The sequence below is a fragment of the Psychrobacter sp. UBA6766 genome (assembly GCF_002453355.1).
In the GTDB taxonomy this organism is placed as follows: domain Bacteria; phylum Pseudomonadota; class Gammaproteobacteria; order Pseudomonadales; family Moraxellaceae; genus Psychrobacter.
The window spans coordinates 18,019-31,622 of the sequence record NZ_DKGQ01000044.1 but is presented as its reverse complement, the minus strand read 5'-3'; the positions used below and the strand labels follow the sequence as shown (position 1 = coordinate 31,622).

The window sequence follows — 13,604 nt, the reverse complement described above, 5'->3', positions numbered from 1 at the left end:
TATTAAGGCAAAAATGCAATCTACCTTGCGACAGATTGCATTGGTTCATTTAACAATATGCAAAGAATGATCTAAAAGAAGCCCATCTTCTTAGGACTATACGATACCAGCATGTTTTTGGTTTGCTGATAATGATCGAGCATCATCAGATGGTTTTCACGGCCGATACCCGACTGCTTATAACCACCAAAGGCGGCGTGCGATGGATAAATGTGATAACAGTTGGTCCAAACGCGGCCTGCTTGGATACCGCGACCAAAACGATAAGCTTTATGAACGCTACGAGTCCAAATTCCTGCGCCGAGGCCATATAAGGTATCGTTGGCAATGCTCATGGCTTCTTCATCGTCTTTAAACTTGGTGACGGCAAGTACCGGTCCAAAGATCTCTTCTTGGAACACGCGCATATCGTTGGTGCCTTCAAAGATGGTCGGCTTCACATAATAACCTTCTGCTAAGTCGTTATCGTGCTTGGCTTGCTCGCCGCCAACCAAGACTTTTGCGCCTTCTTTTTTACCGATATCCAAATAAGAGAGGATTTTTTCTAACTGGTCTGAGCTTGCTTGCGCGCCAATCATGGTGTCAGTATCTAATGGATTACCCATTTTGATGGCTTCGACACGGGCGATACAGCGTTTCATGAATTCATCATAAATGCTTTCATGTACCAGCGCACGAGATGGGCAGGTACAGACCTCACCTTGGTTTAGGGCGAACATGACCAAACCTTCTACTGCTTTATCTAAGAAGTCATCGTCTTCATCCATGATATCGGCAAAGAAGATATTTGGGCTTTTACCACCAAGCTCTAGTGTCACTGGAATGATGTTTTCACTGGCGTATTGCATGATAAGGCGACCAGTGGTGGTCTCACCAGTAAACGCCACTTTATTAATTCGTGGGTTAGAGGCCAGTGGTTTACCAGCTTCAACGCCAAAACCGTTGACAATATTAAGCACGCCTTTTGGTAATAAATCAGCAATGCCGATAGTTTCTAACATAAATAAGATAGAAGCAGGCGTTTGCTCAGCAGGCTTCATAACGATACAGTTACCAGCGGCGAGGGCCGGGGCGATTTTCCAAACGGCCATTAAAATCGGGAAGTTCCATGGGATAATTTGGCCGACCACGCCAAGCGGCTCATGGAAATGATAAGCAACGGTGTCTTCATCAATTTGACTGATGCCGCCTTCTTGCGCACGAATGGCGCTGGCAAAATAACGGAATTGATCGATGGCTAATGGAATATCTGCCATGAGCGTCTCGCGCACTGGCTTGCCGTTTTCATAGCATTCGGCAATGGCGATAGCCTCTAGATTGGCTTCCATTTTATCCGCGATTTTTAGTAGCAAATTTGCGCGTTCAGTGACGCTGGTTTTGCCCCAAGCATCCTTGGCAGCGTGTGCGGCGTCTAAGGCTTTTTCGATATCGGCTTCTTTTGAGCGCGCTACTTGGCAAATGATTTTGCCATCGATTGGGCTTGGGTTATCAAAGTACTCGCCATCGACTGGCGCAACCCACTCACCATTGATAAAGTTGTCATATTTTTCGCGGAATTGGACGGGACTGTTTTCAGTATTGGGATAAGCGTATAACATGAACGATTCCTTGTTGGGTATTATGGTGGCTTGAACATAGATACCTGGCCATCCTGACCAAGCTATCTTCCTATCGTACTGAGCTTTTGCTTGAAGCGATAATGACTTTTTATAATGATATATTTTGTATCATATAACTTTAAGTTATTAACAGGTTAACGGTTAAAATGGTTCGCAAAGTCGGTTCAGCTGTTATAATTGTTGATAGCTTTTCCCCCTAATCCGTTTTTATGCCCTTTTTTTTATTACTATTCATTTAATTGGTTTGGATATATGCGTCAATCTTCTGCTCTCGATATCTTAAAAACAGGTCAAAATGTGTTTTTGACTGGCTCAGCAGGTTCAGGTAAGACTTATACGCTCAACCAATATATCGATTATCTACGCGCGCGCCGTGTCCCCGTTGCCGTCACGGCTAGTACCGGAATTGCTGCCACCCACATGAACGGCACCACCATTCATAGTTGGTCGGGTATTGGGATTAAAGACGAGTTATCTGATCGCGATTTGGCCAATTTATCCCGAAAGCAATTTTTGGCAGACCGATTAAAGGATACCGCGGTGCTCATCATTGATGAGATATCGATGCTGCATGCCAAGCAGCTTAATTTGGTCAGCCAAGTTTTAAAGTATGTGCGTAAAAATGACAAAGCTTTTGGCGGTATTCAGGTCGTTGTTGCGGGTGACTTTTTTCAGCTGCCACCGATTGGGAGTAAAGGCGAAACCAATCGTGAAAAGTTTGCTTTTATGAGTGAAGCGTGGCTCGATGCCAAGTTTCACATTTGCTACTTGTCTGAGCAACATCGTCAAGTGAGCGAAGCGGCAAATGGTGGACTTGATTTAGACGATATTCTCAATCAAATTCGCCGTCAAGAAGTTACCTTTGAAGCCATTGCTGCGCTGGAGGCTACCTTCGATCAAAATGTCGATATCAAGCGTACCCGTCTTTATACCCATAACCTCAACGTTAATAAAATCAATGACAAAGAGCTTGCCGCCTTAGATGGCGAGATGATGCGCTTTGAAGCCACCTCGACTGGCGATAGCAAATTGGTTGAAACCCTTAAAAAGACGGTTCGTACCCAAGATGATTTGGTATTAAAGGTCGGCGCCAAAGTGATGTTTATCAAAAACAATGGCGAGCTTGGCGTCTCTAACGGGACGATGGGTGAGCTGATTGGTTTTGCCGCGGTAAAAATCGATGATAGTAAAGATACTAGCGATGATTTAATTGAAAGTAGTGAGGAAAGTACTGAAAGCGATACTGATACTGCTAAGAGTATAAAAAACAAAGCTAAAAAAGATAAAGCCAGTGATAAAAAGCCGCCAAAAACCAAAAAACCAACCACGCAAAAAATGCCCGTGGTTCGACTAAACTCGGGTCGTGAAGTCGTCGCTGAGCCTGAAGAATGGATTATCGAAGATGAGACGGGTGATGTGCTGGCAAGCTACTTACAAGTGCCGTTATGTCTGGCGTGGGCGATTACCATTCATAAATCGCAAGGCATGACCCTTGAGGCGGCAGAGATTGATTTGTCGCGTACCTTTGAGCTTGGACAAGGTTATGTTGCGTTGTCACGATTAAAGTCGCTGGCAGGTCTGCAACTGCTCGGCATGAATGATATGAGCTTGCAGCTCGACCCATTGGCACGCGGCGCCGACAAACGATTTTTGGCGCTGTCGGAGGAAGCTGATGCCAATTATGCGATGCTCGATGAAGAAAGTATGACGCAGGCGCATGAGAAATTTATTCTAAAATCAGGCGGAACGCTTAGTAAGTCGGTGATTGACGCTTATGCCAATTTGCAGAAAAAACGCCGTGAGCAACAGCAAGCGCAGATAGAGAAAAAACAAAAACTTGGCAACCAAGTTTCTGATAAGTCGGATAGTACCTTGCTAGCCACACGAATACTACTAGAAGAGAGCTTGTCGATTGCGGAGATTTCGCAATCGCGTCAGCTGTCACAATCCACTATTATGCGCCACATTGCTGAACTAAAATCGCAAGATCCAAGCCTGGCTTGTGATCATTTGCGTCCAGACGATGAGGTGATGACAGCGGTTGGCAATGCGTATGTGGCGATTAGAGTTGCCAATAACCCAAATGATTTTAATGATGATGGTAGTATTAAGCTGCGTCCAATCTTTGAGCATCTAAAGCAAGCGATTGATTATAATACCATTCGTTTGGCATTAATTTTTATTACGCCTTAGTATCTAGAGCGGGATAAAAACTTGCCAATAGCATTGTCGTGTTGCTATGGTTCGAGCATGTAGATATGGTGTAGAGCTCGCGTGTCATTCTTTTTATATCCCATTATGGCGATATTTTTATAGTAGTACCTCTGATAGCAGGGCCTTGTATGTCTGATGTTATGCCTGATTTTTCTAGCGCAACTTACCAATTAAACGCTGATCCTAGAGTAACCCTTATGCATGCGACAGACGAGCATACCCAGCCCTTGAGGATTGCTATTAATGGCTTTGGCCGTATAGGGCGTAATGTCTTGCGCGCATTGCTAGAGCGCTTTGAGGTGTTAGGACGCGCTATTCATGTGGTTGCGATTAACGATTTGGCACCGGCTGATATTTTATTACATTTGTTAAAATTCGATAGTACCCATGGCCGTCTGAGTCGACTTGGCGTCAGTGCTGAGGTTTTAGACAATGAAACCAAGAGCAGTAATGAAACCGAGAGCAGTAACGATAATAGCAGCGGCAACAACACTCAGCTGTGTCTGACTAAAAACAATCTGACTTACTGTATCAAAATGCTCTCAGAGCCTGATCCAAAAAACCTACCTTGGCGAGCGCTTGGCATCGATGTGGTGCTAGAGTGTACAGGGCATTTTCGTTCTTACGAGCAAGCGCAGCTACATATTGCGGCGGGCGCGCAGCAAGTGATTATTGGTGCCGCGCCCTTTGACACTGTCGATGCTTGTATTGTAATGGGCGTGAATACCGACGAGCTAACGCGGGCACTACCCATTATATCGAGCGTTTCTTGTACCACGCAGGCGTTGGTGCCGCTGATTGCTACGCTCGATAAGGCATTTGGGGTAAAGTCAGCAATGATGACCGAGATTCATGCTGTGACTGCTGATCAAACGGTTTTGGACCAAGCGCACCGCGACCCAAGACGGGCGCGTGCCTCTGGTTATAATATTATTCCAACCACCTCTAGTAGTATCGCCGCGACAGAACGCGTATTGCCTGCAATGATAGGAAAGATAAATGGTCACTCCATTCGCGTTCCTACCATTGATGTGGCGGCGATTGATGTGACGTTTTTGTTTAGTACGCCAAACGTCAGCGTTGAGGCGGTTCGAGAAAGATTAAAAGCTGCCAGCGTTGGTCATTTGATAACCATCATGGCTTATACTGAGGAGCCATTGGTCTCCAGTGATTTTATCCATCAGCCAGAATCGCTTATTATTGATGGGCAGCAGCTGATGCAAGTAGGCGAGCAATATAAGGTTTTTGCCTGGTACGACAATGAATGGGGCTATGCCAATAGGCTGCTTGATATGTGTCTGCATCTCGCTTCAAGTAAATAAAGTAGCGCCGAGTGAATATTGTAAGATCAAGCACTGAGTAAAAAGTTTTGAGCAAACGGTAAGTTATTGATTTAAAAACATCTGTAAATTAATTTCATTTTTTTAATATCAACTGCTTGCATTATGCGATGATATCTATATAATGATGCACCAATGGAGACGTGGCAGAGCGGTTGAATGCACCGGTCTTGAAAACCGGCAAGGGTTCATAGCCCTTCGAGAGTTCGAATCTCTCCGTCTCCGCCAAATTTAAAAGCCCCAATCAATAACTGATTGGGGCTTTTTTCATGACTGCACAAAAAGGAAAGTTTATATCAGTCGCCCGCCGTTATTAACGTATCGATCTTATTTCGAGCTGACTATGTAAGTTCTTTCTTATTTTGCTAACGATTGCTTGAATACTATTTCTTGTCCATGTACCAAAACCAGCTTGCCTTCGTTAATCTCAATACTGATGTCGCTGTTATTTTTAATCGCGCGCATGACATTAATATCTTCAATACTACTCTCAATAATGATCTTACCAGTTTGTTCAGGCTCAATGGGCGGTTTGAACTGCGTCAGTGGTACGTTAAAGACTTTGCTTTTTGGTAGGCGCTTGTCTTTCATAGCAAATTTACCTTTAAAGCTTTTAATCGCCACTTTGCCATGATTTGACAGCATAAAATGCAGTTTTATTTGATTTAAACTGTCACTATCACTGGCTTTGACAGGCAGTAGAGCGACAGAGTAGTTTTGTGCATTGCCAGTCCCTAACTGCCCACTGGTCACAATCGGGCTTTTCTTACCCGTTGGATTATTAGGATGTAGGCGCTCATATTCCTTTTGTTGAATCAGCGCTTGCTTGATGGTAATGCGAGGCATTGCTCCTGACTCATAAGCGCCGCTCAGCTTCATGCGGAGCATATATCGGCTTAAGAGTTGTCTATCAGTCTCAGGCAGGCGCTCGAATGTACCCCCTAGCTTTTTTTGCCAATGATCAGAGTTGGTTGGTATGGTCTGACTACTCACATCAGGTTGCGGCTGTGAGCAGCCATTGATAATAGGCAGCATCACTAAAGTGAGTGTTAATAACATAACTTTGTTGAAACGATTATATAAACTCATCCTCTTATCCCTCCTTGTGAAACTGCATGAATCATTAAGACTTTATTTTACTTATCTAGGACAGCCCCATGTTTTATACTCAGACATGGCTCTTATCATAATCTATAGGCCTTGATGGTTGTGTATGTTTATTTATCCTTAAATATAGATTGCTGCTCTTTAAGAAGATTTTTAAAGGAGGGAAAAGAAGGAAGTTTATTAATTAGATTGGCAGTTGACCGGATGAAGGGTTAAAAAAAGACCGAGCGCCATTCAGCGGTCTCAGTCTTTTTAATGATTATAAGAATTCTCTATTTAATCGTCTTGAAGCTCAGATAAGGGATGAGTGATATTATTATTGTGAGTCACCACAATTGCCTCATCAATAATGCGTTGACTGACGCCTTTTTTGCGTAACGTTTCGATAAAGACTTCATCATGAGCGAGGGTATAGTCTTGATGGTCACGGTCAAGACCTTGACGGATATAGAGACGAATTAAGCCTTGGATACGTTTAAAACCTAACTCTGATGCAGTGGCAGTCAAAAGCTCAATCATTTCTTCAGACAAGCGAATACTGATCGGGCGTGTGATTTTTTGCGGGTGATCAGAGAATCTATTTTTTATACGAACAGGTATCATAATAAACCATTACTTTTAGTGAGTAGGAATAAAACACTCAGACAAAAACAAACTTGGTCACAGTCTTCTTACCATACAACAAAAGTCGCTAAAAGAACACCGTCGCTTTATGAGTATTGCGCTGGGTGTGATTAACGACTAAAAGCTGCGACCATAAAAAAACCTCCATCAAGTAACTGATGAAGGCTTTTTAGAATATGGCTCTCCAACCTGGGCTCGAACCAGGGACACACGGATTAACAGTCCGTTGCTCTACCAACTGAGCTATTGGAGAATAAGCTGTCATAACGGTGAATAAAACAAGTTTACAAAGCTTTTGGTAGGAGCGATTGCTTATCTTGTTTGCGTTATGTGGGGCACATTTTAGCCAAGTAGTTATGGGCTGTCAACCTTATTAGGCGATAAATTATAAATATAATGATAAACAGGATAAAATTGAGTGAGTTTACTTTTAAAATGGCGGCTTGGTTGAATTTTTTCATCAGTAACTCTAATACAATGTATTTAGAGCGTGTGAAAAGCTGGGCTTCGATAGAGATTATAGATGTCACGTTATTAACTGGTTTGAGAGGACTATCTGTTTGAAACTAAAGAAAAACCTTATATTACGGTAAACCTCAAAATCTCTATTTCAAGCATTCTTATAAACCTATAAAATAGCCATCCGAGGTTTCTTTAGCGCTTTTGCTTTAATTGGCTGTGTTTTAGTGTTATCTGCTGCCATGCAACACGTTTTAACCGATTATTTTCTAATCAATTGCTTTTTAATCAATATAGGTGCCTTAAATATGAGTCCAACCATGATTGCTTACGGTTACCTTGCCACCGCTATTGTTTGCGAAGTCATTGGCACCACTTTTTTAGTCAAGTCAGAACAATTCACACGCCTGATTCCTACCCTTATTATGGCAGTGCTGTATGCGATTTCTTTTTATTTATTAACCCAAACCATAAAAACCATTCCTATTGGTATTGCCTATGCATTATGGGGCGGGCTTGGTATCGTATTAACCTCATTGGTGGGGCTGTTTTTCTTTAAGCAAACGCTTGATACCGCAGCCGTGATTGGTATTGCTATGATTGTTGGTGGGGTGGTGGTGATGAATTTATTGTCTAATTCAGTGGCGCATTAAGTAATTACTAACTATTAGTCGTTAAAAATAAAACGTCAAGGATAACTACATTGACCACGTTAAGATATATTGCTCATTATTCTGAGCAGATTCAAAGCCAAGCGGCGACGCTGATTAACACGGGCAGATTGGGTGAGTATTTGGATAGAAATTACCCCCATCGCCATCAAATACAAAGCGATAAAGCGTTATACCGCTATATTAATGAGATTAAAAATCAGTATATGCGTAAAAGCAGTCCGCTGTCGCAAGTGACTTATAATAGTAAGCTTGCCGTACTCAAACAGGCGCTTGGTATTCATACGTATCAATCGCGCGTTCAAGGCAGTAAGCTAAAATCGCATAACAGCATCACGGTGGCTAGCCTGTTTAAAGAAGCGCCGCCTGAATTTTTGCGTATGATAGTGGTGCATGAGCTGGCGCATTTCAAAGAGCAAGAGCATAACAAAGCCTTTTATCAGCTTTGCTGTCATATGGAACCTAATTATCATCAGTTTGAGCTCGATACCCGTTTGTGGTTGCATTGGCGCGAACGCGAATCTGTCTTGATAAGATAAAAGCTAATAATAATGCTAGGCCAAGTTAATGGATAACAGTACTGTTGACTATGGATAAAGCCGCTGTTTTAAGAGTAAGGTAACCTATGAATGAGTCAGCGCAGCAAGGTATGGTAAATGGTAAAAAAGCGTGGCTCATTCCTGTGCTATGTCTTATCGCTGGCGGCGGGTTAATCGGTATTTCTACCAATTTAGCAAAGTTTGCCGGCGAGGTTGGGCTAACGCCGCTAGCCTTTCTCTTTTGGTCCATTACTGGCGCGGCGTTTATTTTATTTAGTTATGCATTTCTACGCCGCGAGCTACCACCTTTAAGCAAACCAACGCTAAGCTATTATTTGGTTGCTGCCTTAGTCAGTGTCGCTGGCTCAAATCTCATTTTTTTCTCCGCTATTCCACATGTCGGCGCAGGTTTTGTTGCCTTGATTATTTCTCTGCCGCCGCTACTGACTTATTTAGCAGCGATAGTCTTGAGAATAGAGCGTTTTACCAAACTGCGCGCGCTTGGCGTGGTCGCGGCACTGGCCGGAGCAGGGGTGCTGGCAGCGCGTAAATTTGCTGCGCCCGATGCCAGCGTATTTTGGATTGGTCTGGCGCTTTGTGGTCCGGTGTTATTAGCGATTGGCAATATTTATCGCACCCTATATTGGCCAGACAATCTGTCGCCAAGCGCGTTGGCACCGGGCATGCTAATAGCTGCTTCAATGCTGCTGGGTTTCGTCAGCATCCTGCCAAATTATTCACTGGCAGTTCCGCTAGCTGAAATGTTACCGCTGGGATTGATTGCGGTGCAGGCATTCGTTTTTGCCGGTCAGTTTTTGCTGCTATTTTTACTGCAAAAAACGGGTGGCCCCGTGCTGCTAAGTTTATTAGGTTCAGTTGGGGCGGTCGTTGGTGTACCGATTGCTATTTTTTTACAAGGAGAAAATCCACCAGAAGGGTTGTTTTTAGGAGCGTCATTAATAGCGCTCGGTGTCGTCTTAGTGACCTATGGCGGCGTAAAAATGGTGACATCAAACCAGCAGAACCGGTAAAGAGTGGACTTGCGGCTAAAAAAGGCAAAAAGCGGCTAAACCGTTGAGCTTTTTATGCTTTAAATATTCATTTTAGAACAGGAATGACGTCTTAGCGGCTTTTTACCATGCGGTTGAGCATAGCCGCTAAGCAAGTATTATTATCGGCGATATACTTATCACCAAGCGTTACTATCTCAGTAGGCGACTGCACGGTTTCAGGGCAATCGATAAGACCTGTTTGAATGGCATGGTTACCATTTGCTACCATTTTAACGATACTTTTCTTAGTGATCTCAAAATGACATTGCCAAGCCATGATCCAATTACCGAGCGCTTTATGCCGAGGCGTTTGATACAGGAATCCTTGATTGGGCCACGCTTCTGATGTTGCTAAAGGGATCGCTCCTTTTGGATATTCAAAACCATCGTCGTGCCAATGAAAGACAGTACAGGGCTGCTTTGGTAAATCTTGCAATAAAGGATGGGCTTGGGCTTCTTTGGTTAATTTAATAGGTAGCCAGCCAATTTCTTTAACATCCGCTGGCTCTACGCTCGCTCCCAAACAATGCGCAATTAGCTGCGCGCCCAAGCAAACGCCAATCATTGTTTTTCCGCTAGCAATACTCTGCCCAATCAGACGTTTTTCCTCAATCAACCAAGGATGGCTGTCTTCATCGTGGACACTCATCGGCCCGCCCATGACGATTAACCAATCAAAACTGTCGAGCGTAGGCAAGGCATCTTTATTATAAGAGCGCGTGTAGGTAATAGAATGCTGATGAGTATTTGCCCAATACTTAATAAAGCTGAGGTCTTCGTAATCTGTATGAAATAGAGCGTGAATGCGTAAGGTCATTTGATTGCCTTAATCTGGAAGTTATATTTTAATATAGTGAATCTTAAATAAAAAGAATACAATTTTTAGGACTGCTACTGGTATAAATTTTCCTTGCTTGCTGTGTGACTTCGTCACTCCAGAGGCTACACAAAATTTATCCCAGTAGCCCTGTGTTTATTTTATAGTGGATCGACTGTACTATTAAAAATCTATAAATTATGAGCTATCTTAGATAACTAGAGCTCTTTAGAATAACCTGATTTTCTTAAGTCCTTAATTATAAAGCTTAATAATAAGTATTCTAATAATAAGTCAATATTGTGATAGAAAAGGCTTGCAAAGTTTTAAAAACTTGCTAAAATGCATGTCCTAAATAGGCGTATAGCTCAGTTGGTTAGAGCGCTACCTTGACATGGTAGAGGTCGCTAGTTCGAATCTAGTTACGCCTACCAGATTCGAAAGCCCCAATCTTTATGATTGGGGCTTTTTTTATGCCCGTTTTATAAGGATGAAATGTACTAAAAATCTTTCAATCAAGGTGTTGAAAAACGAGTAGTATTTATATACTGACTGGTCGACATTTTCATTCAAACCTTCGCTCAATCGAACTGCCTTAACGTCTTCTTAACAGCTTAACTGTTATGGTAAGAAATTCCATTTCTTACTGCCCTGTTGAGAAGCCCGTCTATGTTAACTTCGCAAGCACTTAGCGCTGACATTACCAAAGCTAAAGCTAAAACCAAGCAAATCTATCTTAGCAATATTGCGCATCGTGAGATTAATCTACATTATTTGATGATAATTGTGGCGCTCTACTTAATCGCCACTGCCAATGTCAGTTTTTTTGCGCAAGTGCTAAGCATTTATCCTATTCGTAGTAATATTGGTTTTATGGTTTCTATCACAGGATTATTGTCAGGGTTGATGTGGCTAGTATTGCAGTTGTTATGTTATCGGCCTATTGCCAAACCCATGCTCATCGCTGTGCTAATGATAGCAGCAGTGTGCGGTTATTTCACAGACGCTTACGGTACAATATTTGATCGTAGTATGCTGATCAATGGCTTACAGACCGATCAACAAGAAGCGATGGGATTGATGTCGCTAAGTTTCTTTATTAGGGTGCTGGTATTAGGCGTTATACCTGCTGTTATTATCGCCAAAATTCGTATCAAGCGCACCCCTTTACGTCGCGCCTTATGGCAAAGGGCGGTTACTCTCAGTCTTTCTGCAGGCTTAATGGCCGTGTGTTTACTACCTTTTGGCGACCAATACGCTACTTTTTTTCGTCAACATAAAATGGTGCGCAGTTACGTCAATCCCATCACTTCTATCTACTCTGTCGCCAAATTAAGTAGCGACTATGTCGATGCATTGCGTCGTCCTGATACGCTATTGCTGCACGCGACAGATGCCAAACGCAGCGTCGCCAGTAGTAAAGCTACGAAACCTAAGCTTATGGTATTTGTAGTAGGAGAAACCGCACGTGCGGATCATTTTGGCTTAAACGGTTATGCGCGTAACACCACGCCGTTACTGGCTGAGCAGGACAATCTTTATAGCTTTAAACAGACAACTTCTTGTGGTACTTCAACCGCTTATTCAGTACCGTGTATGTTCAGTTATGCCAACCGAGATAACTTTGAAGTAGACCGTGCTGATTATAATGAAAACGTCCTTGATACCTTACACAAACAAGGTGTTAATGTCGTTTGGCGTGACAATAACTCTAGCTCTAAAGGCGTAGCAGACCGCGTCACTTTTGAGGACTTCAAAACCTCTAAAACCAATCCAAGTTGCGATAGCGAATGTCGAGATATTGGTATGCTGAAGGGCTTTGATAAGCTGGTAAAGTCAACCACAACTCCCAAAGACACGCTCATTTTTTTACATCAAATGGGTAATCATGGTCCCGCTTATTTCAAGCGTTATCCCCAAGCGTTTGAGGAATTCAAACCCGTCTGTATGACCAACGAGCTGTCTAAATGCGATAATCAATCCGTGATTAACGGTTATGATAATGCCATTCGCTATACTGATTATTTCTTGCATAATGTGATTGATACGCTAAAAAATTATGAGCAGGGTTATGATGTGGTCATGGTATATATCAGCGATCATGGTGAGAGTTTAGGCGAAAATAATATCTACTTGCATGGTTTGCCGTATGCTATTGCGCCTGATTCTCAAAAGCAGATACCAGTTATTATTTGGTCTCCGGCTAGCAACAGTATTGATAAAAACAGCCTTCTTAGGGTAATTAATCAGCCTGTATCACATGATTTTATTACCCCGACGTTACTTAACTTTTTTAATATTACGACTGATGAGGTAGCAGGCGCGCCAACCTTTTTTAAGTCCACCCATTCATCCGATTGACCTAAGTAGGGATAGATTTATGACTGAGACAGTCTATGTATAAGATACTTATTATTGAAGATAATCCTGATATCGTCGCCAATATTTACGCTTTTTTTGAGGCTAAAGGCTTTGAGCTAGATAACGCCCACAATGGCATTAGTGGTTTGACGCTGGCTGCGAATAATCATTATGACGTTATTTTATTAGATGTGATGCTACCAGGTATGGATGGCACAAAACTCTGTAAAACCCTTCGCGAAGAGTGGCATAATAAAACGCCAGTCCTTATGCTAACGGCTCGTGATACGATCTTGGATAAAGTCGCAGGTTTCGATAGTGGCGCTGACGATTATTTGGTCAAGCCTTTTTCACTTGTTGAATTAGAATTGCGTATCAGAGCGTTAATCCGCCGACAGCAAGACGATCATTTTGAGCATAGTATAACGGTTGGTGACGTCACGCTCAATGCAGGCGAACATAGAGTTATGCGTGAAGGTAACGTGCTGAAGCTGACACCTACTGGGTTTAAGATCTTGAATATACTCATGAGCGCGTCGCCGCGCGTCGTCAGTAAGAATGAACTAGAGGAGAAGGTATGGGGCGCGGATATCCCGAGTAGCGATGCCTTGCGTACTCACCTGCATAGTGTGCGTGCCCAAGTCGATAAACCATTTGCAACACCGATGATCGTCACGGTGCCGGGCGTTGGTTATCAGATTATTGATCCTGATAAGGTATAAAGTATTTTAGGATGAGTGAACGGCTTAACTGAATGATAAGCCGCCGGTATTAAACTTAGACTGAAACCTATATTTATTT

General features: G+C 42.8%; 11 protein-coding genes and 3 tRNA genes. 9 read left to right on the top strand and 5 right to left on the bottom strand.

Features of this window, described 5'->3' with window-relative positions; translation table 11 throughout:
* Positions 1–71: 71 nt before the first annotated feature.
* Complete coding sequence (locus tag B4K26_RS10385; protein WP_296245371.1) at positions 72–1,598, bottom strand: aldehyde dehydrogenase family protein; 1,527 nt, start codon at positions 1,596–1,598, stop codon at positions 72–74.
* A 273-nt stretch (positions 1,599–1,871) separates the two neighbouring features.
* On the opposite strand from B4K26_RS10385, the gene B4K26_RS10380 reads away from it, so the two are divergent.
* The 3 genes from B4K26_RS10380 to B4K26_RS10370 all read left to right on the top strand — a co-directional run bounded on the left by B4K26_RS10380 (position 1,872) and on the right by B4K26_RS10370 (position 5,401).
* Positions 1,872–3,812, top strand: coding sequence for an AAA family ATPase (locus B4K26_RS10380; protein ID WP_296245369.1), 1,941 nt, complete (start codon positions 1,872–1,874; stop codon positions 3,810–3,812).
* Positions 3,813–4,030: 218 nt separating this feature from the next.
* Positions 4,031–5,155, top strand: a complete 1,125-nt coding sequence (locus B4K26_RS10375; RefSeq protein ID WP_296245389.1) for a type I glyceraldehyde-3-phosphate dehydrogenase — start codon at positions 4,031–4,033, stop codon at positions 5,153–5,155.
* Between the two features lie 155 nt (positions 5,156–5,310).
* Positions 5,311–5,401: transfer RNA gene (locus tag B4K26_RS10370), tRNA-Ser, on the top strand.
* Between the two features lie 129 nt (positions 5,402–5,530).
* Here the strand turns inward: B4K26_RS10370 and B4K26_RS10365 are convergent.
* The 3 genes from B4K26_RS10365 to B4K26_RS10355 form a co-directional block, all read right to left on the bottom strand.
* Positions 5,531–6,262 carry a hypothetical protein gene (locus tag B4K26_RS10365; protein ID WP_296245368.1) on the bottom strand — a complete coding sequence of 244 codons (732 nt, stop codon included), beginning with the start codon at positions 6,260–6,262 and terminating at the stop codon, positions 5,531–5,533.
* A gap of 294 nt (positions 6,263–6,556) precedes the next feature.
* Positions 6,557–6,883: a CopG family transcriptional regulator gene (locus tag B4K26_RS10360; protein WP_296245366.1), complete on the bottom strand. Its 327-nt coding sequence runs from the start codon at positions 6,881–6,883 to the stop codon at positions 6,557–6,559.
* Positions 6,884–7,081: 198 nt separating this feature from the next.
* A tRNA-Asn gene (locus B4K26_RS10355) sits at positions 7,082–7,157 on the bottom strand.
* 514 nt (positions 7,158–7,671) lie between these two features.
* Here B4K26_RS10355 and B4K26_RS10350 point away from each other — a divergent pair.
* The 3 genes from B4K26_RS10350 to B4K26_RS10340 all read left to right on the top strand — a co-directional run bounded on the left by B4K26_RS10350 (position 7,672) and on the right by B4K26_RS10340 (position 9,604).
* Positions 7,672–8,016 carry a DMT family transporter gene (locus B4K26_RS10350; protein WP_296245365.1) on the top strand — a complete coding sequence of 115 codons (345 nt, stop codon included), beginning with the start codon at positions 7,672–7,674 and terminating at the stop codon, positions 8,014–8,016.
* A 50-nt stretch (positions 8,017–8,066) separates the two neighbouring features.
* Complete coding sequence (locus tag B4K26_RS10345) at positions 8,067–8,573, top strand: M48 family metallopeptidase (protein WP_296245364.1); 507 nt, start codon at positions 8,067–8,069, stop codon at positions 8,571–8,573.
* Between the two features lie 86 nt (positions 8,574–8,659).
* Positions 8,660–9,604: a DMT family transporter gene (locus tag B4K26_RS10340; RefSeq protein WP_296245363.1), complete on the top strand. Its 945-nt coding sequence runs from the start codon at positions 8,660–8,662 to the stop codon at positions 9,602–9,604.
* 91 nt (positions 9,605–9,695) lie between these two features.
* Here B4K26_RS10340 and B4K26_RS10335 read toward each other — a convergent pair whose 3' ends face one another.
* The gene (locus B4K26_RS10335; RefSeq protein ID WP_296245362.1) at positions 9,696–10,442 is read right to left on the bottom strand and encodes a type 1 glutamine amidotransferase; all 747 of its coding nucleotides are present in this window, start codon (positions 10,440–10,442) and stop codon (positions 9,696–9,698) included.
* 357 nt (positions 10,443–10,799) lie between these two features.
* Here B4K26_RS10335 and B4K26_RS10330 point away from each other — a divergent pair.
* The 3 genes from B4K26_RS10330 (at position 10,800) to B4K26_RS10320 (ending at position 13,525) form a co-directional block, all read left to right on the top strand.
* A tRNA-Val gene (locus B4K26_RS10330) sits at positions 10,800–10,876 on the top strand.
* 235 nt (positions 10,877–11,111) lie between these two features.
* Positions 11,112–12,803 (top strand): phosphoethanolamine transferase, encoded by a 1,692-nt coding sequence (locus tag B4K26_RS10325; protein WP_296245361.1) that lies wholly within the window; start codon positions 11,112–11,114, stop codon positions 12,801–12,803.
* Between the two features lie 35 nt (positions 12,804–12,838).
* The gene (locus B4K26_RS10320) at positions 12,839–13,525 is read left to right on the top strand and encodes a response regulator transcription factor (RefSeq protein WP_296245360.1); all 687 of its coding nucleotides are present in this window, start codon (positions 12,839–12,841) and stop codon (positions 13,523–13,525) included.
* The last annotated feature ends 79 nt before the right edge of the window (positions 13,526–13,604 follow it).

Coding starts and splice junctions, on each gene's coding strand:
- B4K26_RS10385 (WP_296245371.1), bottom strand. CDS start 1,598: ATGTTATACGCTTATCCCAATACTGAAAACAGTCCCGTCCAATTCCGC.
- B4K26_RS10380 (WP_296245369.1), top strand. CDS start 1,872: ATGCGTCAATCTTCTGCTCTCGATATCTTAAAAACAGGTCAAAATGTG.
- B4K26_RS10375 (WP_296245389.1), top strand. CDS start 4,031: ATGCATGCGACAGACGAGCATACCCAGCCCTTGAGGATTGCTATTAAT.
- B4K26_RS10365 (WP_296245368.1), bottom strand. CDS start 6,262: ATGAGTTTATATAATCGTTTCAACAAAGTTATGTTATTAACACTCACT.
- B4K26_RS10360 (WP_296245366.1), bottom strand. CDS start 6,883: ATGATACCTGTTCGTATAAAAAATAGATTCTCTGATCACCCGCAAAAA.
- B4K26_RS10350 (WP_296245365.1), top strand. CDS start 7,672: ATGAGTCCAACCATGATTGCTTACGGTTACCTTGCCACCGCTATTGTT.
- B4K26_RS10340 (WP_296245363.1), top strand. CDS start 8,660: ATGAATGAGTCAGCGCAGCAAGGTATGGTAAATGGTAAAAAAGCGTGG.
- B4K26_RS10335 (WP_296245362.1), bottom strand. CDS start 10,442: ATGACCTTACGCATTCACGCTCTATTTCATACAGATTACGAAGACCTC.
- B4K26_RS10325 (WP_296245361.1), top strand. CDS start 11,112: ATGTTAACTTCGCAAGCACTTAGCGCTGACATTACCAAAGCTAAAGCT.
- B4K26_RS10320 (WP_296245360.1), top strand. CDS start 12,839: ATGTATAAGATACTTATTATTGAAGATAATCCTGATATCGTCGCCAAT.